Origin of the sequence: Sphingomonas sp. SUN019 (assembly GCF_024758705.1) — a bacterium.
Taxonomy (GTDB): domain Bacteria; phylum Pseudomonadota; class Alphaproteobacteria; order Sphingomonadales; family Sphingomonadaceae; genus Sphingomonas.
Window position 1 is genome coordinate 242,338 of sequence record NZ_CP096971.1, and the last position, 22,682, is coordinate 265,019.

Here is a 22,682-nt window from a genome sequence, read left to right on the forward strand (position 1 = left end):
GGGAGGTAAGCGATGCGCTTGGAAGCAACGCCAAACAGCCGACGAAACGCAAAGCGCCTACGCCAAGAAATGACGCCGCCGGAGATCGCCCTGTGGCTCGCACTCCGAAGCAACGAACCTGGCCTGCGATTCCGCAAGCAGTATCCGGCAGGCGAGTACGTCCTTGATTTCTACTGCGCCCCCGCTCGCTTGGCGATCGAGGTCGACGGCGAGGCGCATGAAAGAGGCGACCGCCTCGCACGCGATGTGAAGCGCGATCAATGGCTGACCTCAAGGGACGTGAGAGTCGTTCGCTACCCGGCGAAGCAGGTACTCACCAACCTGGAAGGCGTGCTGCGTCATATCATCACAATCGCCGCCGCGCGACGGGACGCAATCGAAGCGCATCGCCCACCTCCCCCTCCGTCGCCTTTGGCGCCACCTCCCCCTGGCGGGGGAGGATGAGATAGCGCTACTGTTGGTAATTAGCTTCCATTCCGCAATCCTCCCCCGCCAGGGGGAGGTGGCACGCGTAGCGTGACGGAGGGGGAGGAAAGCGACGCGATTGGAAGGTTCTCCCCGACAATCGTGGCACGCGGCGATGATATATCTAGCTGGGCGGGAGCAGCGTTCGGTACTGGCATGAGCGGAGGTGCCTACCGCGAGCAATCTCGCGCTATCTGGCGCACAGAGCGCAACCTTTCCGGCAGGAAATCCGGTTCCCGTGCGCCTATAAACGACACCATCAGCATCTGTTTGTCGTCCTGTGACATGTCGGTCACCAGGAGAACCTCCACACCGTCACGAACCTTGGCATGAACATAGGTCCGCATGGAACCTTGGAAGGCTCCGCCTATATCAAGTGGGCGCGTATCCGCCGTCGACAAACCCGCGATGACAGCCTTCACCCCAGCGATTGAGCATGGATTGTCGGGGAGGCGCTCCATCGCCAAGGTGCGCGTGCGGTCGATCGAACAAGCGGTAAGAGCGATCAAAATCTGAACGATTGCTGCTAGCCTCATGGGCACACTGTGCGGTTCGCGTGGGCGATCTGCAATGTCTGCTTTTGGGCGAAAGCTGCCCCCCACCCGCCGCGCCGACACTTAGGGCTGTCCTACACGCCCGCTTTCGGCGCATGGGGAGATATGCCCGCAACCACCCCAACTTCGTTCACGCAGACGCCAATGTTGAGGCTCCGCGACGAAACACGCCAGCGTCTCAACATTCGCAACATTCGCGTCGCCGCACTCCGCCAAAACCCGCCACGTTGGTGTGACCTTAGTGTGACCTTCCAATGACCCCCGCCGCTCGCACTCAGGCCGCGATCGAGTTGCTCGATGCGATCCTCACCGCCGCCAAGGACGGCGGCGCCGCCGCCGATACGATCGTCTCGCGCTATTTCGCCGCGCGCCGCTATGCTGGGTCGAAGGACCGTCGCGCGGTGCGCGAACAGGTCTATGCCGCGATCCGCGCGTGCGGCGAACGGCCGCCGAGCGGGCGAGCTGCGATGCTGGCGCTCGCATCGCGCGATCCGGTGGTGGCGGCGACATTCGACGATTCGCCGCACGGCCCGGCCGCGATCGATCCGTCCGAAGCCGCCGCCCGGCACGGCGTCGCGCCCGCGTGGCTGATCAAGCTGTTGAAAGATTCAGGCCTCGACCACGACACGATCGGCTCGTTGATCGACCGCGCGCCGCTCGACATCCGCGTCAACGCCCTGATGGGATCGCCCGAGGATGCGGTCGCCTCGCTCGGTGCAGGCGAGCCGATCCCCGGCCTGCCCGATGCGCTGCGCCTGCCGACCGGCACCAACGTCGAAGCGCTCGGCGGGCTCGCCGAAGTGCAGGATGCGGGCAGCCAGATCGTCGCGATGGCGGCGCGTGCCTCGGCCGGGATGAAGGTCGTCGATCTGTGCGCTGGCGGCGGCGGCAAAACGCTCGCGCTCGCGGCGGCAATGCGCAACGAGGGCGAAATCCTCGCCACCGATACCGACCGGGCGCGTCTGTCGCGTCTCGAACCCCGCGCAGAGCGGGCAGGCGTCGGGATCGCCACCACGCGGCTGCTCGATCCGGGGCAGGAATTGATGGCGCTCGACGACTGGTTGGGGAAGGCCGACGTCGTGCTGGTCGATGCGCCATGCTCGGGCACCGGCACGTGGCGGCGCAATCCGGAGGCGCGCTGGCGGCTCACCCCGGTGCGGATCGCGCGGCTGGTGGAGACGCAGCGCCGCATCACCGCGATCGGCGCGACGCTGGTGAAGCCCGGCGGCGCGCTGATCTACATCGTCTGTTCGCTGCTCGATGCGGAGGGGGCGGGGCAAGTCGATCTGTTCCTGAAGAACCATCCCGGCTGGAAGGCCGATCGCCTGTCGCTCCCCGCGGGCAAGCCGCACGGTGCGGGATTGCGGCTGACCCCGCTGGCCGACGGCACCGACGGATTTTTTGTCGCGCGCCTCAACGCGCCATGCTAGCCCGGTAGTATCGTGCCTATACTGGAGCCGATCATGCGTTATTCGTCCGTCGCCCTTGCCGCCGGCCTCGCCCTGGTGTCGATTTCCACGTCGCTCCACGGGCAGCGCCCCGACGACCAGATCGACGCGCGATCAATGGCGCTGCTCGAACAAGGCAAGGCGGCGAAAGCCGCGGGCAATCTCGACGGCGCGACCGATATCCTCGAAACCGCGGTGGTGGTCGATCCGCGCAACCGTCAGGCGTTCATCGCGCTCGCCGAAGTGGCCGATGCGCGCAACCTGCCGGGCAAGGCGATCCGGCTCTATCGCGAGGCGTTGCTGCTCGAACCGAACGACGTCGTTGCGCTGCAGGGGCAGGGCGAGGCGCTGATGCAAAAGGGCGCGACGGCGCGCGCTCGCGAAAACCTCGCGAAGCTGAAGACGATCTGCAAGAAGGGCTGCGAGCAGGCGACCACGCTGGCCGCGGTAATCGCCAAGGGTCCGCCGGTCACGACCGCGCAGGTAGTTCCACCGAAACCGGCGACCGCGAAGGACTGAGCCGCCGCGCCACCGCGACGAAATCGGCGACGCTGACGGTTTCGGCGCGCCGCGTCGCTTCGATACCCTCCGCCTCCAAAGCCTCGATCGCCCCCGGCACGCTGCGCAGGCTCTGCCGCAACATCTTCCGGCGCTGACCGAATGCCGCCGCGGTCAGTCGCTCCAGCATGGCGAGATCAACGCCTTCCGGCGCGGCTTGCGGCAAGATGTGAACCACCGCGGACATCACCTTGGGCGGCGGGGTAAAAGCCGAACGGTGCACCGCCATCGCGATCCGCGCACTCGCCCGCCACTGCGCCAGCACCGCCAGCCGCCCGTAAGCGTCGTCGTTCGCCGATGCGACGATCCGGTCCGCCACCTCGCGCTGGAACATCAGGGTCAGCGACCGCCACCACGGCAGCCACTCCGCCGACAGCCACCCGACGAACAGCGCGGTTCCGATATTATAGGGCAGATTGGAGACGATATGCGGCGCTTCATCAAATAACGCGGGCGCATCGATCGCCAGCGCATCGCCCTCGATCACCCGCAGCCGCCCCGGAAACGCTTCCTCCAATTCGGCCAGTGCAGGCAGGCAACGCCGGTCGCGTTCGATCGCAGTGACCCGAGCGCCCGCCGTAAGCAGCGCGCGGGTCAGCCCGCCTGGACCGGGGCCGACTTCCAGCACCTGCGCGTCCGAAAGATCGCCGGGAATGCGCGCGATCCGCGCCAGCAACTGCGCGTCGAACAGGAAATTCTGCCCCAATGCTTTCGATGCGGCGAGGCCGTGCCGCGCGATCACCTCACGCAACGGGGGCAGGGGAGTGAGAGGTTCGACCGCGCTCACGCCGCGCGGCGCGCCGCCGCCCGCCGATCCGCGGCTTCGCCCGCCATGATGATCGCCGCAATCATTGCGCCGGGTTCGGCCTGGTCCTTTCCAGCGATGCCGAAGGCGGTGCCGTGATCGGGCGAGGTGCGCACGATCGGCAGGCCCAATGTGATGTTGACCCCCTCGTCGAAGTGCAGCGTCTTGATCGGGATCAGCGCCTGGTCGTGATAGCAGCACAAGGCCGCGTCATACCGCGCGCGCGCGCGCGAATGGAACATCGTGTCGGCGGCGAACGGTCCGGTCGTGTCGATCCCTTCGGCCTGAAGCTGCGCGATCGCAGGTTCGAGGATATCGATCTCCTCCCGCCCGATCGCGCCGCCTTCGCCCGCGTGCGGATTGAATCCGGCGAGCGCGAGACGCGGCGCGATAATGCCGAAATTCTTCGTCAGGCCGCGGGCGGTGGCGCGGGCCTTGGCGACGATCAGCTCTATCGTCAGCAGCCCCGACACCTTCCCCAGCGGAACGTGCGTGGTGATCGGCACGACGCGCAGCCCCGGCCCGGCCAGCATCATCACCGCATTCTCGCCAGCGATCCCGCAGCGTTCGGCGACGAATTCCGTCTGGCCGGGATAGGTAAAGCCGATGTCGTAGAGTTGCGCCTTCGACACCGGCCCCGTCACCAGCGCCCGCGCCGCACCCGATCGCGCCAGCCCGGCGGCCAGCTCAAGCGAATGCAGCGCACATCGCGCACCATCGGCATCGGGTACGCCCGGGACGACCTCTCCCGAATCGCCGACGGTCAGGACCGGCAGCGCAGTGACGAACACGTCCGCGGCCTCCCGCGGGTCGGCGATCCGTGCGATCGGTCCGCGCCAGACGTGCTCGATCGCGCGCGGATCGCCGACCGCGACGAACGAGGGCAGTCCGCAGGCGTCGCGCCGATCCCACGCTTTGGCGATGATCTCAGGCCCGATCCCCGCCGGATCGCCCATCGAGATGACGAGCGGCGTCACCCCCGCCGCCTCAGCGATACTCGACGACCGCGTCGCGCCGCAGATCGCGCAGCGCCTGCTGCGCGCGCAGGTTGACGCGCTGTTGTTCGAGCTGGTTCTGGATCTGGTCCGCTCCCGGCAATTGCCCCGCCGCCACGTCGTCGCGGCCACACAGCACCAACGTACGCACGCCATCGGTCGGCGACCCGAACGGTGGCGTCGACTGGCCGACCTGCAGTCCGATCATGATCGTCTGTAGCGGGGCGGGGAGGTCGCGGATGCGCACCGCGTCGTTATTGACCACTTCGGCCCCGATCGAGGCTGCGATCTTCTCGACCGACCCGCAGCCCTGCAGCGTTTGCGTCACCTTGGCGAATTCCGCGGTGCGCTGTCCGGCCTGCGCCTGCGTGGTGCCCGGCGCGAACTTGATCGTCATCTGCTTCAGGCTCAGGCGCGCGTCGCGCGGATCGGCGGTCAGCACCTGGCGCTTGTCGACCAGATACAGGATCGAGAAACCGCCCGGCGTGGCGACTGGTCCCGCGACCTGCCCGACCTGCATCCCCTGCGCGGCCGCCGCCAGCGGTTCGGGCAATTGCGACAGGCGTATCCAGCTGAGATCGCCACCGACTCCGCGCGTGGACGCCTCGGAAAAATTACGCGCATAATAGGCGAACGGGGCCTGGCCCTTCTGGATTTCGGCGATCAACTGACGCGCGTTGGTGAACACCTGTTCGGTGCGATCGGGCGTCGCGGCGAGGTAGATTTCGTTGAGGTGATATTCCTCGGTGCCCTTGGCTGCCTCCAATCGCTGGATGATCGCCTTCACCTCTTCCTCACCGACATTGACGTACGGCTCAACTTTGCGCTGGAGATACCGCCGCCAGGCCAACTCGCCTTCGATCTGCCGCCGGATCGATCGCTCGGACGATCCTTGCGCGACCAGGAATTTGCGGAACTGATCCGGGGTCTGATTGAAGTTTTTCGCGATCCGGTCGAAGCTCTGATCCAGTTCCGCGGTCGTGATCGTTATCTCGGCGGTCTTCGCCTGCTGGATCTGCAGCAGTTCGTCGATCAACTGGCGCAGCACCTGCAGCCGCAGCCGGTTGCGGTCCTCGTCGCTAAGCTTGATGTTGTTCGCCGCCTGGATCAACGCGGCGCGCTGGTCGACGTCGGTGCCGGTGATGACGCTGTCGTTGACGATCGCGGTCGCTTTGCGCACGTCCGGATTGGGCGGCCCGAAAATCTGCAGGTTCGCCGGGATGTTCAGCCCCGTATTGTCGGGCAACGTCTGGTCCGGCACCGTCGCCTGCGTGCCGCCCTGCTGGGCTTCCTGCGCGATTGCGACGGTCGTTACCGCCAGCGCGAGCATCGTACCAATCACCCGGCCGACACTCGTCAGCCCCTTGCGTGTTTTCTTCACTCGACCTGGATTCCCATGCTTCGCGCGCTCGCGCCCTGCAGCCGTCTGTAGAATTCTTGCTGAACCGCCGCTTAGCGGCCGAGGTTCTTGAACGCCAGCGTCAACAAATAGCTGTTCCCCGCCTTCGCATCGCCCGTCGTGCGATAATCGCGCCGCCACGTCCCACCCAGCGTCAGGCAATCGTCTTCATACGCGATCCCGATACGATGACGGATCGGGTCGAAGCCGTCGGACGCAGACAGGGTGTCCTCGCTGCGGTCGGTCAGATCGACGACGGCGGAGGCGAACGCGGACCAGAAGCGCGCAAACTGGACGCGGCCCGCGATCCGCGCCTCTTCTCGATCCTGCAGATCCTCTTGCACCATGATGTCGCGGTTAAGCCGCAAATATCCGAGCAACAGATAGGTCGATCGCGACCCGATCGTAGCGTCGACCTCGTTACGGCGCACGCCCAGGCTGTCCTTGTCAAGCCGATAGCGGTGCGTGAACGACACCAGATCGCGGAAACGCAGGTCGGTGCGCCCGACGATGTCGGAGAATCGATCCGACAGCCCGGTGCCGTCAGGGAAGATCGTCGGCCGGTCATCCAGACGATAGCTTTGCCCGACAACCGTCGACAGGCTGAAACCGGGCAGGTCCAGCGCCCATTCGCCGCCATAGGTGACGCGCGACGAATCCTCCCACCGATCATATCCGGGGAACCGGTTGAGCGCGAAGAGGTTCGAATCCTCCAAGTCGATCGCGCGCGCATCCTCGTTCGGGATCGCCAGGTTCTTGATCTTGGGCGACGCGACGACCTGCACGCGCGGGGTCAGCCGATGGACGCCGCCCAGAAACTCGCCGACGAACGGCCATTTCACGTCGACCGCCAGCGCCCCGATGCCGCGCGTCTGGAACCCCTCGATCCCGCGATAGCTGGCGATTGCGGTCGCCGCACTTCCGTCGGTGTTGTAGGCGTCCGCACGGCCGTAGGCGGTCAGCGTCACTTCCTGACCCCAGTTTGTCAGGCGCCGCAGATCCCATCGCGCGCTGCCGAAGGCGCGCTGCGTGTCCTGGCCGTCCTTGCGCGACAGCGCCAGGCTGTTGAGCTGGAACTGCACCGTGCCGCCGAGCAGGCTGTCGGGAATGCGTCGGCGATAGTCGATTTCGGGCAACGCGACGGGTTGCTGCCCCTGCCGTTCGCCCACGCGCAGCGTCTGCACGGCCCAGCCGGCGACGGAGAAATAACTGTTGGAATCGATCCGCTCGACCGCAAAGGTCGTGCGCAGCCGGTCCTCGCGCGAGATGTCGTACCGGCGCAGGAACGTTCGGTCCGTCACCAGCCGGAGCGATCCCGACACGCTCCAGTTGGGATCGAGCTGAAACCGCCCAACGCCATCCAGATACCCGCGAAACGCCTGTTCTGTGCTGCCGGTGTTGCCTGACGCCAGATCGTCGCTGCGGCGGCTGGCGGTCGCATAGCCGGTAACGCTGAACGCGCCGTTCGTCTCCAGCGCCTGATAATTCGCCTGCAGCATCGGCAGCACGCTGGTGTACACATGCGGCGTCACGGTCAGTCCGCGGTTGGGCGCCAGACTGAAGTAGTATGGAAGGGCGACTTCCAGCCCGTTGACCCGGTCGAGCCGGATCTGCGGACTGAGCAGCCCGCTGTCGCTTCCCCCGCCGACCGGATGCGAAAAACGCGGCAGCGGCACCGCCAGCCCGAATAGGTGGATGCGCGCACCATCGTAATAGACGCGCTCGCGTTGCGGCCGGTATGTCACCTTCACCGCGGTGACCTTCCACGTCGGTTCCTTGGGACAGTTTTCCGAAGTGGTCACCGAACAGGCGGTGTAGGCCGCGTGCTGCAGTTGGATCGTCCCGTCTTCGCTGCGCGTGCCCTTGTCCGCCGCCAGCCGCCCGCCGCGTTCCAGCACGACCAGCATGTTGTCGATCACGCCGTCCTTGAGCGAATCGGTCAGGTCGATGCGGTCGCCGTAAGCGACGTCGCCCTGCGGATTGGTGACCGCGATGTTACCGACCGCCTCGACCTTGCCGGTCTTTCGGTTCCACACAACGCGGTCGGCGCGCAGCCGCTCGCCCTGCCGCGCCATGCGCACGTCGCTGGTCGCCACGACAACGTCGGCGTTGTAATCGTATTCGAGCGTCCCCGCGCTGAACTGCACTTGATCGTCGGAAATCGGCGCGGGCGCTTCGGCGGGGGAGGGCGGTGCGACCGGGCGGTTCTGCAGATCCTGCGCGGCCGCAGGCCCAGCAACGACTGCTACGGCAAGCGCGCAACTGGCCAGAAGGTCGAGACGCGTCACCAGGCTTTTTCGCAACTACCCCCACGCACGACCGGAATGGCCACGGTGAACGCGCCCTATCGCACCGTGCGCCGCGACCTGCAACGCCCGGATTGCCGACTTTGCCAGCGCGATACGGCTGGCCTAGAGGCACAGGGGAATCGAATAGGACCACATGATGAAGATCGCCTTCGCCGCCACCCGCCCGACCGACATCGGCGTCCTCGCTGTCCCCGTGAAAAAGGATAGCGTCGCCACGGTGGCGATCAACGGGCTGGACGATGCCGCGCACGCGCTGGTGATCGCGGCCGCGCAGGGGCAACGGTTCGAAGGAGAAGCTGGGACTGCCGCCGATGCCTATGTCCAGCTTGGCGGCGGCGCGACGCGTGTCGTGCTGTTAGGCGTGGGGACGGGGGATGACGCAGCCTATGAGCGCGCGGGTGGCGCACTCACCGCGCGGTTGCTGACGTCCGGCGCGACCGTCGTGACCGTCGATCTCTCAGGTGCAGACGCGAGTCCTATCGCCGCTGCACGCCTTGCCGCGGGCGCGGCGCAGCGCGCATGGCGCTATGACGTATATCGCACGAAGCTGGCCGACAACGCCAAGCCGACGCTCGAATCGGTGACGATCGTCGGCGCGCCCGACGGCACGGACGCCGCCTGGGCGGCGCGCGGCGCGGTGACGCACGGCCTTTCGCTGACCCGTACGCTCGTCACTCTGCCGGCGAACATCTGCTACCCCGAATCGTTCGTCGAACTCGTCCTTAAAGAGGTCGACGGCCTCGGCCTCGAAGTGACGGTGCTCGACGAAGCCGCGATGGCCGAACTCGGCATGGGGTCGCTGCTCGGCGTGAGTCAGGGCTCACGACGCGAGGCGCGGCTGCTGGCGCTGAAATGGAATGGCGCCGGCGAAGGCGACACCCCGCTTGCGCTGGTCGGCAAGGGCGTCACCTTCGACACCGGCGGCATCTCGATCAAGCCTGCCGCGGGCATGGAAGACATGAAGTGGGACATGGGCGGCGCGGGCGCGGTCGCGGGTGCGATGAAGGCGCTGGCGCTACGCAAGGCGAAGGTCAACGTCATCGGCGTCATGGGGCTGGTCGAGAACATGCCCGACGGCAATGCGCAACGTCCGGGCGACGTCGTGACGTCGATGTCGGGGCAGACGATCGAGGTCATCAACACCGATGCCGAGGGTCGCCTTGTGCTGTGCGACGCGATCACCTGGGTTCAGCAGACGCACAAGGTGAAGACGATCGTCGATCTCGCCACGCTCACCGGCGCGATGATCGTCGCACTGGGCAGTGAATATGGCGGCGTGTTCGCGAACGACGACAAACTGGCGGATCAATTGCTCGCGGCGGGCACCGCGACGGGCGACAAATTGTGGCGCTTTCCGCTCGGCGACGCGTACAACAAGCTGATCGACAGCCCGATCGCCGACATGAAAAACGTCGGCCCGCGCGGCGGCGGATCGATCACCGCGGCGCAGTTCATCCAGCGCTTCGTGGATGAAGGCGTAACTTGGGCGCATCTCGATATCGCGGGCATGGTTTGGGCTGACAAGGACGGCCCCACCTGGGGCAAGGGCGCGACCGGGTACGGCGTACGCCTGCTCGATCGCTTCGTAGCGGACAATTTTGAGAGCTAATGCAGGTCGATTTCTACCATCTGACGCACACCTCGCTCGACCGCGTCCTGCCGCAAATCGCGGAAAAGGTGCTGGCGGGCGGCGGGCGGCTGCTGGTGGTCGCAGCCGATGAAACGCGCCGCACTGCTCTCGACCGCCTGCTGTGGAGCTACGCCCCCGACAGCTTCCTACCGCACGCGCAGGCCGGGGCGGGGGATGACGCAGCGCAACCCGTCCTGATCGCGCCGGATGTCAGCCCGACCAACGGGGCACGCCACATCGCGCTCACGGACGGCAAATGGCGTGACGAAGCGCTGACCTTCGACCGCGCATTCCATTTCTTCGACGACGAAGCGATCCAGCCTGCCCGGCTCGCCTGGAAAGTGCTCGCCGACCGCGACGGTGTCGAGCGTCGTTATTGGAAACAGAACGACGCCGGGCGCTGGGAACAGGCGGCCTGAGGGGACTGTGGTTGCGCTTGGTCGCGCCCGCGACTAGGTGACCCGCACTTTTCCGCCTCTCAAATTCAGGAGCCCGTGACCGTCATGGCCGCGAACCGTACCTTTTCGATCATCAAGCCCGACGCCACGCGCCGCAACCTGACCGGTGCGGTCACCAAGATGCTGGAGGATGCAGGCCTTCGCGTCGTCGCATCGAAGCGCATCCACATGACCCGCGATCAGGCCGAGGGCTTCTATGCGGTGCACAAAGAGCGCCCGTTCTTCGGCGAACTGGTCGACTTCATGATTTCCGGCCCGGTCGTCGTGCAGGTGCTGGAGGGTGACAACGCCATGCAGCGCAACCGCGACATCATGGGCGCGACCAACCCTGCGAATGCCGAGCCCGGCACGATCCGCAAGGAACTGGCCGAATCGATCGAGGCGAACACCGTCCACGGTTCGGATTCGGATGAAAATGCCGCGATCGAAATCGCTTATTTCTTCAAGCCCGAAGAGATCGTCGGCTGATCGACCCGAGCGCCGGGCCTTCTGGTCCGGCGCTCAGCTGAACCCGTCGCGCTTCCACAAAGCGTCGACCCGCGCCTGATTGCCGCCCGGTTCACGTAACCGCAGCGCCTCCAGCCGCAGGGTCCGCCCCTGCAGCATCCGTCCCTCGGTGCGCCAGATCACATCGTAGATCGCGCTGTGTGACCGCGGCGATCCGTCGACCAGATACCGCACCGTCACCAATGCGGGGACGCGCCCGGCGCGCTCGTCCGGACCGTCGTCGGTCAGCTTCAAAAGCGCATCCGCAAAGCCGCGCGAATCGATCCCCGGTTCGGCGGTGGTGCGCTGGATCGGCACGCCAAGCGGTCGCGGAAAGGCCACCGTTGCCTCCTGCAGATCATGCGCGGCGTCCGACAGCTTCAGCACGCGTCCGCCATCCGACGCCGTACCGGTCAGCGCCACCTTGGCCTTCGCCTGCGCCTCGCTCTTGGACGCCGTGACCTTCTCTGCGGTTTCGGCGCGCCGATCGGACCAGTTCAGGAACAAGGTGATCGCGCCGATCAGCACGCCCGCGACCGCCACCGCCTCGGCCAACGAAATCCACCGCCGCCGCGTCGCCGCAGCCTCGGCACGTTCGGCCGGTGTCTCGCTCATCGTCCACCCATTTCGAGCAAACGCCGCGGCGCGACCATTTCCCAGCTCATGGCAACCCGGTCACCGATGTGATCCCAATCGACGTCATCACGATCGAGCCGGATCGCGATCCACCCCGATGGCCCTATATACGGCGGCGAATAATAGATGTCGGGTTCCTGTTCGATCAGCATCGCCTGCTCGTCGCGCCCGCTGGTCTTCACGATCGCGACCGTCTCGCCGTCACTGTGGTGGTTGTGCCAGAAGTACGCGAACGCCTTGCCCTTCTCGATGAAGAAGCCCGGCGATCCGTGTGACAATTTCTCGTAGGTTTGGGGCAGCGCCAGCGCGATGGCGCGCAGGCGGGTTAGATTGAGGTCTGGATCAGGACTCATCGCGCGCAATACCCTGCCAGCACTTGCGGATAAAGGCGATGCTCGGCCGCCAGCACGCGCGCGGCAAGCGTTTCGGCGGTGTCGCCCGGCTCGACCGCTACCTCCGCCTGCCCCAGCACCTCGCCGCCATCCAGTTCCTCGGTCACGACGTGAACCGAGCATCCCGCTTGCCGGTCGCCCGCGGCAATCGCCCGTGCGTGCGTGTCGAGTCCCTTGTACTTCGGCAGCAGCGAGGGATGGATATTGAGGATACTCCCGCGCCATTTCGCGACGAAATCATCCGACAGCAGCCGCATGTACCCCGCCAGCGCGATCACCTCCGCCCCGGATTCGCGCAACGCGCCGTCCAGCGCGGCCTCATAGGTCGGTTTGCCGATCTTCATCGGCGACAGCGCGAACGTGGCGATCGCGTGTTCGCGCGCCCAGTCGAGCCCCGCTGCGCCGGGCTTGTCGGATGCGACCACGACCACCTGATAGGCGTCGCCCGACGCCTCCACGAGCGACATCATGTTCGATCCCCGTCCGGAAATCAGGATCGCGACCTTCTTCATGCGCTATGCGTGGCGGTCCAGTCGGCCCGGGCGCTCCACGTCTCCGCCGATCCACGGACGGTGCAGCCACGCGCACCGGCCTCAACCGCGCCGATCCGGAACACCGTTTCGCCCGCCGTTTTCAATGCAGCGGTAACCTGTTCGACGTCTTCCGCAGCGACGACCGCCACCATTCCGATCCCGCAGTTGAACGTCCGCGCCATTTCTTCCGGCTCGATCGACCCTTGCGCCTGCAGGAACGCCATCAACCGCGACTGCTCCCACGCATCGGCGTCGACGATCGCGTGACAATTACCGGGCAGAACCCGTGGAATATTCTCAAGAAGTCCACCGCCGGTAATGTGGGCCAATCCCTTGATCCGCCGTTCGGCGATCAGCGGCAGCAGGCTTTTCACATAAATCCGCGTCGGCGCCATCAGATGATCGATCAGCAGCCGGTCCTGGTCGAACACCGCCGGGCGATCGAGTTTCCACCCCTTGTCGCTCGCCAGCCGCCGAACCAGCGAAAAGCCGTTCGAATGAACCCCTGACGACGCCAATCCCAGCAGAATGTCGCCCGGCGCGATCGCGCCGCCCGTCAGCATCCGGTCCCGCTCGACCGCACCGACGCAGAAACCGGCCAGGTCGTAGTCGCCGTCGGCGTACATCCCCGGCATCTCGGCGGTCTCGCCTCCGATCAATGCGCAACCCGCAATCCGGCACCCCTCCGCAATCGACGCGACGACCTGCTCGGCCACCGCATTGTCCAGCTTTCCGGTCGCGTAATAATCGAGAAAGAACAGCGGCTCCGCACCCTGCACGATCAGATCGTTCGCGCACATCGCGACCAGATCGATCCCGACGCCTGCGTGCCGATCCCATTCGATCGCTAGCTTCAGCTTCGTGCCGACCCCGTCGTTCGCCGCCACCAGCAACGGATCGACGAAACCCGCCGCCTTCAGATCGAAGAACCCGCCGAACCCGCCAAGTTCCGCATCGGCCCCCGCGCGCCGGGTCGATTTCGCCAGCGGCCCGATCGCGCGGACCAGCGCGTTTCCGGCTGCGATCGACACGCCGGCTTGGGCGTAAGTGTAGCCGTTCTCGCTCATGACGCAGCTTGCTAGCCATTCCCCGCTTGGATTTCCACGCCTGCTTCGCCAAAAGGCGCGCATCCATGCGTATCCGTCCGCTTTTCCTGATCCCCGCCGTCGCCGCGCTGACGCTCGCTGGCGGTATCGGCGTCGCGCAGATCGAGGGCGGCGACCGCGGAGTCGCGCCGATCGACAGTTCGGGCGATTATGAGGTCAGCGGCGTAACCGTCGACGTTTCGGCCAAGACCGCCGACGCAGCGCGGCTCGGCGGGTGGCGCGTTGCGCAGCGCAAAGGCTGGCAGCAATTGTCGCGCAGGCTGGGCGGCGGCGGGGGCCTAGTGCCCGATTCGACGCTCGATTCGATCGTCTCAGGCATCGTGGTCGAAAACGAACAGATCGGCCCGAACCGCTATATCGCCAAGCTCGGCGTGCTGTTCGACCGCGCGCGCGCCGGGTCGCTGCTCGGCATCGCCAGCTATGTCATGCGCTCGCCGCCAATGGTGGTGATCCCCGTCACCTGGTCGGGCGGCGTCGGCACCGCGCTGGAGCAGCGCAGCGCGTGGCAGGAGGCGTGGGCGCGCTATCGCACCGGCAACAGCACGATAGACTACATCCGCCCGACCGGCACCGGTCCCGACCCGCTGCTGCTGAACGCCGGGCAGACCGGGCGGCCGGGACGCGGATGGTGGCGGACGGTGCTCGATCAATATGGCGGGTCGGACGTGCTGATCCCGACCGTGCGCCTCTATCGCCAATGGCCAGGCGGGCCGGTGATCGGCGTGTTCGAAGCGCGTTGGGGACCGGATAACCGGATGCTGCAGCAGGCCACCCTGCGTGTCGGCAGCGTGGCGGGACTGCCCGCATTGCTCGACGCCGGCGTGAAGCGGATCGATGAATCGTATCAGGCGGCGCTGCGCAACGGCTATCTGCGCGCCGATCCCGGCCTTTCCTACGTGCCGGAGGCTACTACGCCGGTGGAGGAAGAGCTTCCCGCCGATTCACTCGCCGCCGCCATCCCGTCGGTCGGTGTGACGGTCATCCAAGTTCAGTTCGACACCCCCGGCGTCGCTGCGGTCAGCGCGGGCGAAGCGGCGGTGCGCGGCGTGCCGGGCGTATCTTCCGCCGCCACCAGCAGCCTTGCGCTTGGCGGGCTATCGGTGATGACGGTCAATTTCGGCGGACCGCCGGATGCGTTCAAGGCGGCGTTGGAGGCGCGTGGATGGCAGGTGTTCGGATCGGGCGCGACGCTGCGTATTCGTCGCGCACCGGCGCTGTTGCCGCCCGAAATGCCGGCCGACGACGCGACCGCGGGATGAGCGCGCGCGCATGACTCAAATCGCGCTGCCTCTGGCCTGGCCGGAGGATCCCCGCGACGACGAATTTCTGATCACCCCGTCGAATTCGCGCGCCGCGCATACGCTCGAACATTGGGGCGCGTGGCCGGTGATGACCGCGATCCTGGTGGGGCCGCGCAAATCGGGGCGCAGCCTGCTGGCGCGCATTTTTGCGGCAAAGAGTGGCGGCGCAATCATCGACGATGCCGATGCCCGCGCGGAAACCGATCTGTTTCACGCCTGGAACCGCGCGCAGGCCGATCGACGGCCGCTGCTGCTGGTTGCCGATGCCGCGCCGCCAGAATGGGCGGTGAAGCTGCCCGACCTTCGTTCACGTCTCGCCGCTTCGCCAATCGCCACGATCGCCGAACCCGACGACGCGCTGATGCGCATGCTGCTCGAACGCCAATTCCTGCGGCGTGGTCTCGATGCGCGCGGCGATCTGATCGACTGGCTCGTACAGCGGATCGAGCGTAGTCATGTCGCCGTCATGCGCACCGTCGATATCCTCGATCAGGAGGTGCTGGAACGGCGCAAGCGTCTTTCCATCCCCCTCGCACGGACCACATTGGCCGCTGCGGCGTTGATCCAACAACCCCCGGAACATCCATGACCCGCTCCGCGCACCTCGCCCGCCTCGATGCCGATGACGATCCCTTCGAGGGTGGGGGAAGCGAGCGCTATTTTAACCGCGAGCTATCGTGGCTGGCGTTCAATCGCCGCGTGCTGGAGGAAGCGTGCAATCCAGCGCACCCCTTGCTCGAACGGTTGCGCTTCCTGTCGATTTCGGGGTCAAACCTCGACGAATTCTTCATGGTGCGCGTCGCGGGGTTGAAAGGTCAGCAGCTCCAGGACGTTGAAAAGCAATCGCAGGACGGGTTGACGCCAAGCCAGCAGTTGAGCGCGCTTACCGAGGAAGCCGACGCCCTGCTGGCCAGCCAGCAGGCTGTGTGGCGCGATATTCGGCACGCGCTCGCCGATACCGGGCTGCAAGTGCTGGGGTCGAGCAAGGTCGACGCGGTTTTGTCGGTCGACGAGATCGGTTGGCTGGAGACGCATTTCCGCGAACAGCTATTTCCAATCCTGACCCCGCAGGCGCTCGACCCCGCCCATCCGTTTCCGTTCATGCCCAACAAGGGGATGGCGGTGATGTTCGATCTGGTGCGCCAATCGGACAAGGAGCCGATCCGCGAACTCGTCATGCTGCCAGCCGGGATGCCGCGGTTCGTACGACTGCCAGGTGAAAAGGCGCGTTACGTCGCGGCCGAATCGATTCTGAAGCGGTTTTCGAACGTCCTGTTCCCCGGCTACCGCGTCGAGGGGGCGGCGGAATTCCGCGTGCTGCGAGACAGCGATATCGAGATCGAGGAAGAGGCCGAAGATCTGGTTCGCTACTTCGCCAATGCGGTCAAGCGGCGTCGGCGCGGGCGCGTCATCCGGCTGGAGCTGGAAACCGGAATGCCAGAGGGGCTCGCCTCCGCGCTGCGCGACGAACTCGGCGGATCGGACGCGCTGATCACCGAAAGCGGCACGTTCCTTGGCATCGGCGACCTGGAGATGCTCGTCGACGAGGATCGCCCGGACCTCAAATTCCCACCTTTCACGCCGCGCTTTCCCGAACGTATTCGAGAGTTTGGCGGCGATTGCTTTGCGGCGATCAAGGCCAAGGACATCGTCGTCCACCATCCGTATGAGACGTTCGACGTTGTGCTCGCTTTTTTGAAACAGGCGGCCAACGACCCCGATGTCGTGGCGATCAAGCAAACGCTCTACCGCGCGGGCAAACAGTCGGCGGTGATCAACGCGCTGATTGCGGCGGCCGAAGCGGGCAAGTCGGTGACCGCGGTGGTCGAACTGAAGGCGCGCTTCGACGAAGAGCAGAACCTGCTGTGGGCCTCCGCGCTGGAACGCGCCGGTGTGCAGGTGGTGTACGGCTTTATCGACTGGAAAACGCACGCCAAGGTGTCGATGGTCGTGCGGCGCGAAGCGGGACAGTTCCGCACCTACTGCCATTTCGGCACCGGCAACTATCATCCGGTCACCGCAAAAATATATACCGATCTCAGCTTCTTCACCGCCGATCCCCGTGTCGGGCGCGATGCTGCGCGGATGTTCAACTACATCACCGGCTATGTCGAACCGGAGGATATGGAACTGGTCGTCCTCAGCCCAAGAAGCCTTCGCGACAAGCTGATCGCGCTGATCGACGCGGAAATCACGCACGCCCGCGCCGGGCGGCAGGGATCGATCTGGGCGAAGATGAACAGCCTGGTCGACCCGGCGATCATCGAAAAGCTCTATGAAGCGAGTGGGGCGGGGGTGGAGATCGACCTGATCATCCGTGGCATCTGCTGCCTGCGGCCTAAAGTGCCCGGAATGTCGGACAATATCCGTGTGAAATCGGTGATTGGGCGCTTTCTGGAACATAGCCGGATTGCTGTATTCGGTAATGGCGCGGCGCTGCCCAATGACGATGCGGTGCTGACCATTTCGTCGGCCGACTGGATGCCGCGCAATTTCGATCGACGGGTGGAATACATGCTGCCGATCGAAAACGGCACGGTGCACGATCAGATCCTCGATCAGGTGATGGTCGCCAATCTGATCGACAACGAACAGAGTTGGGAACTCGAGCCCGACGGCGGCTACACCCGCGTCACTCCGGGCGAGCGGCCGTTCAACCTGCACCGTTATTTCATGACTAATCCCTCGCTGTCGGGGCGCGGCGCTGCCCTTGACGAAGAGGGTGCGGAGGTGCCGACGCTGTCGCTGCGTCGGCGGCACTGACGGGTGCGCCATCCCCGTACTGCGATCATCGACATCGGTTCGAACTCGATCCGCTTGGTCGTCTATCAAGGCCCGGCGCGCTTGCCGGCAATCCTGTTCAACGAAAAAGTTCTGGCCGGACTGGGCCGCTCGCTCGTCGCCACCGGCAAGATCGATTCGGGTGCGATGAAGGCGGCCACCGCCGCGCTCGGTCGATTCGCAACGCTTACCCGCGAGATGGGATGCGATAGCGTGCGGACCGTCGCGACGGCGGCGGTACGGGATGCGAACAATGGTGACCAACTCATCGATATCGCGGCGAACTTCGGGTTGGCTGTAGAACTTCTCTCTGGCGAACAGGAAGCGATCGGCGCGGGGCATGGCGTGTTGTCGGCAATTCCCCACGCCGACGGGATTGTCGGGGATCTGGGCGGCGGGAGCCTTGAACTCGTGCGTGTTCGGAAGGGCGAGATTCGCGACCGTATTTCCTTCCCGCTCGGCGTCCTGCGGATCGCGGCGCTGCGCGAGAAGAACGCGCTCGATCGCCGTGTCGCCAAATTGCTGCGCGAGGCGGGATGGAGCGGGGCGGGGAAGGGGCTGTCGCTGTATCTGGTGGGCGGGTCGTGGCGCGCGCTCGCGCGGCTGGACATGGACTGGACCCGCTATCCGCTGCCGGTGATTCACCAATACGCGATGCCCCCCGCCACGATCGCGCGGCTTGGACGAACCATCTCACACGTTACAAAAGGCAAGCTGAAGGCGGTGCCCGGGCTGTCGGGCGGGCGCATACCAACGCTTGGGAATGCCGCCGCGCTACTGAGTGTGCTCATCAAGTATCTGAAAAGCAGCGGAACGATCGTCTCGGCCTATGGTCTTCGCGAAGGTTTGCTTTACGGCGCGCTCGATACGTCGACCCGGGCGGAAGACCCATTGGTTACCGCGGCGCGCGACGAAGGCCGACGATCGGGGCGCTTTCCCGAACATGGCGATCTGCTCGAAGACTGGATCGCACCGTTGTTCGAAGGCGACCCGGACGCCCGCTTGCGTCATGCAGCATGCCAGCTTGCCGACGTGGGCTGGCGCGCAAATCCCGAATTTCGCGCCGAACGCGGCGTGGAAATCGCATTGCACGGCAATTGGGTGGCGATCGACGCGCGTGGACGCGCAATGCTTGCTCAATCTCTATGGACCAGCCTCGGCGGCAGCACCGCAGCGCCCGATCCATTGCCCGCGCTCGCCAATCCCGATGATCTGGCGCGCGCCACCCGCTGGGGCCTGGCGATGCGACTTGGCCAGCGGTTGTCGGCGGGGCTCGCCGGGCCGTTGCAACGATCCCGGTTGGGGCTCGATCCAGCAACGCTGACGTTGCGCCTGAGCGCCGAGGACCAGGCGCTGTACGGCGAGCCCGTCACGAAGCGGCACGCCGCGCTGGCGGCAGCGCTCGGGCGCCGCGCGGCGCTAGTGGATTAACCGCAGCGTAGCACGTGGACGCGATTGCGGTCGTCGATCTCTACGTTCAGCCGATCGCCGCGGAAATCCATCGTCACCGCCTGGCCCGGCCGGATCACGCGCACCGTTCGCGCCTGCGACAGACGCCTGGCCTGCTGTGCAAGTTGCGGCCGGAAAGGTTCGCCGACGAAGCGCTGCGCCGGCCCGGCGTCGCATTGCGCGCCTGTCGGCAGCGGGTGTCCCGGACGACTTGCTCCATCGCCCATGCAAGCGGTCAGCACCAACGGCGTCGCGATCAGCAGATATTTCATGCCGTCCTCTCCGTGCGGGTCATGGTCAGCTTCCCGTCAAGCACCGCAAATGCCAGCCGCCCCTCGACCAGATCGAGCGCATCATGCCCGAACTGGTCGTAGCGCCACCCGTCGAGGATCGCGAGGTTCGTGCGCTGGCCAGCCGCGAGCAACTCCAGTTCCTCGCCGCGCGCCAGCAGGCGCGGCGCGACGTCGATGTCGCGCGCGCGAATCTTCAACAGCAGTTTCAGCAGATCGGCAACCAAAGCGCCGTCCTTGCCAAGGCCCGGCTTGCGATCGTCACGCGGCGGCATTTCCTCGGCCGACAGAGGTTCGGCCGAATCGATTGCGGTCATCAGGCGTTTGCCGATGTCGTTCTGCGCCCAGGTCGCGGAAAGGCCGCGTACTCTTGCCAGATCGACCTGTTTCTTCGGCGGATGACCGGCGAGGTCTGCGACCGTCTCGTCCTTCATGATCCGGCCGCGCGGTAAATCCTTGCCCTGCGCCTCCAGCTCGCGCCACCGCGCGATCGCCTTCAGGCGACCCAGCACGTCGGGCTTGCGTCCCGAGATACGCACGCGCTTCCACGCCAGATCGGGATCGTTCGCGTAGTTGGCGGGGTCACCCAGCCGCTCCATCTCCTGATCGAGCCAGCCACCGCGACCGGTCTTCTTCAATCGCTCCAGCATCTTGGGAAAGATTGCTGCGAGGTGCGTCACGTCGCCGATCGCATATTCGATCTGCCGCGCATCCAGCGGACGGCGCGACCAGTCGGTGAAGCGCGCGCCCTTGTCGACCGCGATGCCGAGCCAGCTGTCGACCAGGTTCGAATAACCGATCTGCTCGCCTTGCCCCAGCGCCATCGCCGCGACCTGCGTATCGAACAGCGGGTGCGGGGTCTTGCCGGTCAGATTGTAGACAATCTCGAGATCCTGCCCGCCGGCATGGAATACCTTCAATACGTCTTCGTTATCGGTCAGCAGGTCGAGCAACGGCTTCATGTCCAGACCCGGCGCCATCGGATCGATCGCGGCTGCTTCCTCGGTATCCGCGATCTGGATCAGGCACAATTCTGGGTAGAACGTGCTCTCTCGCATGAATTCGGTGTCGACGCAGACAAACGGTGCGTCGGCCAGCCGGGCGCAGAGGTTGGCGAGCGTGGCGCTGTCGGTGATGAGCGGGTGAATATGCATAAGCGCTGCCCCATAGACCGCCGCGCGCGCCTTGACAAAGAGGGGTCAGGAGGGGGAGGGGCGCGGGCTTCAATCCACCGTCATCCCAGCGCCCAGCCTTCGCTGGGGTGACGTAATCAGAGATTACGTCATGCACGCCTACCGCACCCATAACTGCGCCGCGCTGTCCGCGAGCAACGTCGGAGACACCGTCCGCTTGTCGGGCTGGGTCCACCGCAAACGCGATCACGGCGGCGTATTGTTCGTCGATCTGCGCGATCATTATGGGCTTACCCAGATCGTGGCCAAGGCAGGCAGCGACACGATGATGCTTCTCGAAAGGTTGCGAGTCGAGTCGGTCGTGACCATCACCGGCGAAGTAGTTTCACGCGGCGCCGATGCGACCAATCCTAACCTCGCCACGGGTGAAATCGAGGTGGTGGCGGACACGATTGAGGTCCAGTCGACGGCCCAGGAGCTGCCGATGCCGGTGGCGGGCGACGCGGAATACCCCGAGGACATCCGTTTGCGGTATCGCTTCCTCGATCTGCGGCGCGAACGGCTGCATCAGAACATAATGCTGCGGTCGAAGGTCATTTCCTCGATCCGCGGTCGCATGATCGATCAGGGCTTCACCGAATTCCAGACCCCGATCCTGACCGCATCCTCGCCCGAGGGCGCGCGCGACTATCTTGTCCCCAGCCGCGTCCATCCGGGCAAGTTCTACGCGCTGCCGCAGGCGCCTCAGATGTTCAAGCAGTTGCTGATGGTCGCCGGGTTCGACAAATATTTCCAGATCGCGCCGTGTTTCCGCGACGAGGATGCGCGCGCCGATCGGTCGCCGGGCGAGTTCTATCAGCTCGATTTCGAAATGAGCTATGTCACGCAGGACGATGTTTTCGCGGCGATCGAGCCGGTGCTGCATGGCGTATTCGAGCAGTTCGCGGACTGGCAGGGGAAGGGCCGCACCGTCAGCCCGCTGCCATTCAAACGCATTCCTTACCGCGAATCGATGCTGAAATACGGCAACGACAAACCCGATCTGCGCAACCCGATCCTGATTTCGGACGTGAGCGATCACTTCGTAGGATCGGGCTTCGGCCGCTTCGCCTCGATCGTCGAAGCCGGCGATGTCGTCCGCGCGATCCCGGCGCCGGGCACCGCTGACAGGTCGCGCAAATTCTTCGACGACATGAACTCGTGGGCGCAAGGCGAGGGTTTCGCGGGCCTTGGTTACGCCACGCGCAAGGCTGGCGAGTGGGGCGGTCCGATCGCCAAGAACCACGGCGAGGACAAGATGACCGCGATGGCGGACGGCCTCGGCCTTGGTCCGGACGACGGCCTGTTCTTCGCCGCGGGCAAGGAAGCGCAGGCGGCAAAGCTGGCCGGGCTGGCGCGGACGCGCGTGGCGGAGACGCTTGGGCTGATCGATCAGTCGCGCTTCGAATTCTGCTGGATCGTCGATTTCCCGATGTTCGAATATGATGAGGACGCGAAGAAGGTCGATTTCAGCCACAACCCCTTCAGTATGCCGCAGGGCGAGATGGAGGCGCTGGAGACCAAGAATCCGCTCGATATCCTTGCCTATCAATATGACATTGTCTGCAACGGTATCGAATTGTCGTCGGGAGCGATCCGGAATCATCGGCCGGAAATCATGTACAAGGCGTTCGAGATCGCGGGCTATACCCAGGCCGACGTCGACACGAATTTCGCCGGCATGATCAACGCCTTCAAGTTCGGCGCGCCGCCGCACGGCGGCTCCGCGCCGGGAATCGATCGGATCGTCATGTTGCTGGCGGACGAACCCAACATCCGCGAGGTAATCGTCTTCCCGATGACGCAGAAGGCGGAGGATCTGATGATGGGCGCGCCGAACTTCGCGACGCCCAAGCAATTGCGCGAGCTGAATCTGCGTTCGACTGCGGACGTCCCGAAGCCATAACCAACGTCC

The 22,682-nt window shown here is 65.4% G+C and carries 22 protein-coding genes; 11 read left to right on the forward strand and 11 right to left on the reverse strand.

Features of this window, described 5'->3' with window-relative positions:
* Window positions 1-12 precede the first annotated feature (12 nt).
* Entirely contained in the window at window positions 13-444 is a 432-nt protein-coding gene (locus tag M0208_RS01200) for an endonuclease domain-containing protein (RefSeq protein ID WP_258889923.1), read from the forward strand.
* A 191-nt stretch (window positions 445-635) separates the two neighbouring features.
* On the opposite strand, the gene M0208_RS01205 is transcribed toward M0208_RS01200, so the two are convergent.
* Complete coding sequence (locus M0208_RS01205) at window positions 636-1,001, reverse strand: hypothetical protein (RefSeq protein WP_258889924.1); 366 nt, start codon at window positions 999-1,001, stop codon at window positions 636-638.
* A gap of 272 nt (window positions 1,002-1,273) precedes the next feature.
* Here M0208_RS01205 and M0208_RS01210 point away from each other — a divergent pair, with 272 nt between their 5' ends.
* Both M0208_RS01210 and M0208_RS01215 read left to right on the forward strand, forming a co-directional pair.
* Complete coding sequence (locus tag M0208_RS01210; RefSeq protein ID WP_258889925.1) at window positions 1,274-2,449, forward strand: RsmB/NOP family class I SAM-dependent RNA methyltransferase; 1,176 nt, start codon at window positions 1,274-1,276, stop codon at window positions 2,447-2,449.
* A gap of 33 nt (window positions 2,450-2,482) precedes the next feature.
* Window positions 2,483-2,986, forward strand: coding sequence for a M48 family metallopeptidase (locus M0208_RS01215; protein WP_258889926.1), 504 nt, complete (start codon window positions 2,483-2,485; stop codon window positions 2,984-2,986).
* On the opposite strand, the gene rsmA is transcribed toward M0208_RS01215, so the two are convergent.
* The 4 genes from rsmA to M0208_RS01235 form a co-directional block, all read right to left on the reverse strand.
* Window positions 2,937-3,812, reverse strand: a complete 876-nt coding sequence (gene rsmA, locus M0208_RS01220) for a 16S rRNA (adenine(1518)-N(6)/adenine(1519)-N(6))-dimethyltransferase RsmA (protein WP_258889927.1) — start codon at window positions 3,810-3,812, stop codon at window positions 2,937-2,939. The two genes, M0208_RS01215 and rsmA, sit on opposite strands and share 50 nt — an antisense overlap.
* Window positions 3,809-4,807, reverse strand: coding sequence for a 4-hydroxythreonine-4-phosphate dehydrogenase PdxA (gene pdxA / locus M0208_RS01225; RefSeq protein ID WP_258889928.1), 999 nt, complete (start codon window positions 4,805-4,807; stop codon window positions 3,809-3,811). Before pdxA ends, rsmA begins: the two co-directional genes overlap by 4 nt.
* Before the next feature lie 10 nt (window positions 4,808-4,817).
* Window positions 4,818-6,155 (reverse strand): peptidylprolyl isomerase, encoded by a 1,338-nt coding sequence (locus M0208_RS01230; protein ID WP_408988126.1) that lies wholly within the window; start codon window positions 6,153-6,155, stop codon window positions 4,818-4,820.
* Between the two features lie 122 nt (window positions 6,156-6,277).
* Window positions 6,278-8,512 (reverse strand): LPS-assembly protein LptD, encoded by a 2,235-nt coding sequence (locus tag M0208_RS01235; protein WP_258889930.1) that lies wholly within the window; start codon window positions 8,510-8,512, stop codon window positions 6,278-6,280.
* Window positions 8,513-8,669: 157 nt separating this feature from the next.
* On the opposite strand from M0208_RS01235, the gene M0208_RS01240 reads away from it, so the two are divergent.
* From M0208_RS01240 to ndk, 3 genes are all read left to right on the forward strand, one after another.
* Window positions 8,670-10,142 carry a leucyl aminopeptidase gene (locus tag M0208_RS01240; RefSeq protein ID WP_258889931.1) on the forward strand — a complete coding sequence of 491 codons (1,473 nt, stop codon included), beginning with the start codon at window positions 8,670-8,672 and terminating at the stop codon, window positions 10,140-10,142.
* Window positions 10,142-10,582, forward strand: coding sequence for a DNA polymerase III subunit chi (locus M0208_RS01245; RefSeq protein ID WP_258889932.1), 441 nt, complete (start codon window positions 10,142-10,144; stop codon window positions 10,580-10,582). Before M0208_RS01240 ends, M0208_RS01245 begins: the two co-directional genes overlap by 1 nt.
* Window positions 10,583-10,666: 84 nt before the next feature.
* Window positions 10,667-11,089, forward strand: a complete 423-nt coding sequence (gene ndk / locus M0208_RS01250; protein ID WP_258889933.1) for a nucleoside-diphosphate kinase — start codon at window positions 10,667-10,669, stop codon at window positions 11,087-11,089.
* A gap of 33 nt (window positions 11,090-11,122) precedes the next feature.
* On the opposite strand, the gene M0208_RS01255 is transcribed toward ndk, so the two are convergent.
* From M0208_RS01255 to purM, 4 genes are read right to left on the reverse strand one after another with little or no spacing between them, the layout of a single operon-like run.
* Window positions 11,123-11,722 (reverse strand): hypothetical protein, encoded by a 600-nt coding sequence (locus M0208_RS01255; protein WP_258889934.1) that lies wholly within the window; start codon window positions 11,720-11,722, stop codon window positions 11,123-11,125.
* Entirely contained in the window at window positions 11,719-12,096 is a 378-nt protein-coding gene (locus M0208_RS01260) for an MmcQ/YjbR family DNA-binding protein (RefSeq protein ID WP_258889935.1), read from the reverse strand. Before M0208_RS01260 ends, M0208_RS01255 begins: the two co-directional genes overlap by 4 nt.
* Window positions 12,093-12,647 (reverse strand): phosphoribosylglycinamide formyltransferase, encoded by a 555-nt coding sequence (gene purN / locus M0208_RS01265; RefSeq protein ID WP_258889936.1) that lies wholly within the window; start codon window positions 12,645-12,647, stop codon window positions 12,093-12,095. The genes M0208_RS01260 and purN overlap by 4 nt, the downstream gene beginning before the upstream one ends.
* Window positions 12,644-13,735: a phosphoribosylformylglycinamidine cyclo-ligase gene (gene purM, locus M0208_RS01270; RefSeq protein WP_258889937.1), complete on the reverse strand. Its 1,092-nt coding sequence runs from the start codon at window positions 13,733-13,735 to the stop codon at window positions 12,644-12,646. The genes purN and purM overlap by 4 nt, the downstream gene beginning before the upstream one ends.
* Window positions 13,736-13,800: 65 nt before the next feature.
* Between purM and M0208_RS01275 the strand changes: the two genes are divergently transcribed.
* From M0208_RS01275 to M0208_RS01290, 4 genes are read left to right on the forward strand one after another with little or no spacing between them, the layout of a single operon-like run.
* Window positions 13,801-15,033, forward strand: coding sequence for a heavy-metal-associated domain-containing protein (locus M0208_RS01275; RefSeq protein ID WP_258889938.1), 1,233 nt, complete (start codon window positions 13,801-13,803; stop codon window positions 15,031-15,033).
* Between the two features lie 10 nt (window positions 15,034-15,043).
* Complete coding sequence (locus M0208_RS01280) at window positions 15,044-15,664, forward strand: HdaA/DnaA family protein (RefSeq protein WP_258889939.1); 621 nt, start codon at window positions 15,044-15,046, stop codon at window positions 15,662-15,664.
* Entirely contained in the window at window positions 15,661-17,838 is a 2,178-nt protein-coding gene (locus tag M0208_RS01285) for an RNA degradosome polyphosphate kinase (RefSeq protein WP_258889940.1), read from the forward strand. The genes M0208_RS01280 and M0208_RS01285 overlap by 4 nt, the downstream gene beginning before the upstream one ends.
* A gap of 3 nt (window positions 17,839-17,841) precedes the next feature.
* Window positions 17,842-19,287 (forward strand): Ppx/GppA family phosphatase, encoded by a 1,446-nt coding sequence (locus tag M0208_RS01290; protein WP_258889941.1) that lies wholly within the window; start codon window positions 17,842-17,844, stop codon window positions 19,285-19,287.
* Here the strand turns inward: M0208_RS01290 and M0208_RS01295 are convergent.
* A complete protein-coding gene (locus M0208_RS01295) occupies window positions 19,284-19,577 on the reverse strand; it encodes an I78 family peptidase inhibitor (protein ID WP_258889942.1) in 294 nt (97 codons plus the stop codon). The two genes, M0208_RS01290 and M0208_RS01295, sit on opposite strands and share 4 nt — an antisense overlap.
* Window positions 19,574-20,749 (reverse strand): ribonuclease D, encoded by a 1,176-nt coding sequence (gene rnd, locus M0208_RS01300; RefSeq protein ID WP_258889943.1) that lies wholly within the window; start codon window positions 20,747-20,749, stop codon window positions 19,574-19,576. Before rnd ends, M0208_RS01295 begins: the two co-directional genes overlap by 4 nt.
* 130 nt (window positions 20,750-20,879) lie before the next feature.
* Here rnd and aspS point away from each other — a divergent pair, with 130 nt between their 5' ends.
* On the forward strand, window positions 20,880-22,673 hold the full coding sequence (aspS, locus tag M0208_RS01305; RefSeq protein WP_258889944.1) for an aspartate--tRNA ligase: 1,794 nt from the start codon (window positions 20,880-20,882) through the stop codon (window positions 22,671-22,673).
* The last annotated feature ends 9 nt before the right edge of the window (window positions 22,674-22,682 follow it).

Excerpts from the sequence above, each read along its gene's own strand:
- purN (WP_258889936.1), bottom strand. The coding sequence starts at position 12,647 with ATGAAGAAGGTCGCGATCCTGATTTCCGGACGGGGATCGAACATGATG.
- ndk (WP_258889933.1), top strand. The coding sequence starts at position 10,667 with ATGGCCGCGAACCGTACCTTTTCGATCATCAAGCCCGACGCCACGCGC.
- M0208_RS01260 (WP_258889935.1), bottom strand. The coding sequence starts at position 12,096 with ATGAGTCCTGATCCAGACCTCAATCTAACCCGCCTGCGCGCCATCGCG.
- M0208_RS01275 (WP_258889938.1), top strand. The coding sequence starts at position 13,801 with ATGCGTATCCGTCCGCTTTTCCTGATCCCCGCCGTCGCCGCGCTGACG.
- M0208_RS01280 (WP_258889939.1), top strand. The coding sequence starts at position 15,044 with ATGACTCAAATCGCGCTGCCTCTGGCCTGGCCGGAGGATCCCCGCGAC.
- M0208_RS01285 (WP_258889940.1), top strand. The coding sequence starts at position 15,661 with ATGACCCGCTCCGCGCACCTCGCCCGCCTCGATGCCGATGACGATCCC.
- M0208_RS01205 (WP_258889924.1), bottom strand. The coding sequence starts at position 1,001 with ATGAGGCTAGCAGCAATCGTTCAGATTTTGATCGCTCTTACCGCTTGT.
- M0208_RS01245 (WP_258889932.1), top strand. The coding sequence starts at position 10,142 with ATGCAGGTCGATTTCTACCATCTGACGCACACCTCGCTCGACCGCGTC.
- M0208_RS01210 (WP_258889925.1), top strand. The coding sequence starts at position 1,274 with ATGACCCCCGCCGCTCGCACTCAGGCCGCGATCGAGTTGCTCGATGCG.
- M0208_RS01255 (WP_258889934.1), bottom strand. The coding sequence starts at position 11,722 with ATGAGCGAGACACCGGCCGAACGTGCCGAGGCTGCGGCGACGCGGCGG.
- M0208_RS01295 (WP_258889942.1), bottom strand. The coding sequence starts at position 19,577 with ATGAAATATCTGCTGATCGCGACGCCGTTGGTGCTGACCGCTTGCATG.
- M0208_RS01215 (WP_258889926.1), top strand. The coding sequence starts at position 2,483 with ATGCGTTATTCGTCCGTCGCCCTTGCCGCCGGCCTCGCCCTGGTGTCG.
- M0208_RS01200 (WP_258889923.1), top strand. The coding sequence starts at position 13 with ATGCGCTTGGAAGCAACGCCAAACAGCCGACGAAACGCAAAGCGCCTA.
- rnd (WP_258889943.1), bottom strand. The coding sequence starts at position 20,749 with ATGCATATTCACCCGCTCATCACCGACAGCGCCACGCTCGCCAACCTC.
- aspS (WP_258889944.1), top strand. The coding sequence starts at position 20,880 with ATGCACGCCTACCGCACCCATAACTGCGCCGCGCTGTCCGCGAGCAAC.
- M0208_RS01230 (WP_408988126.1), bottom strand. The coding sequence starts at position 6,155 with ATGCTCGCGCTGGCGGTAACGACCGTCGCAATCGCGCAGGAAGCCCAG.
- purM (WP_258889937.1), bottom strand. The coding sequence starts at position 13,735 with ATGAGCGAGAACGGCTACACTTACGCCCAAGCCGGCGTGTCGATCGCA.
- M0208_RS01240 (WP_258889931.1), top strand. The coding sequence starts at position 8,670 with ATGAAGATCGCCTTCGCCGCCACCCGCCCGACCGACATCGGCGTCCTC.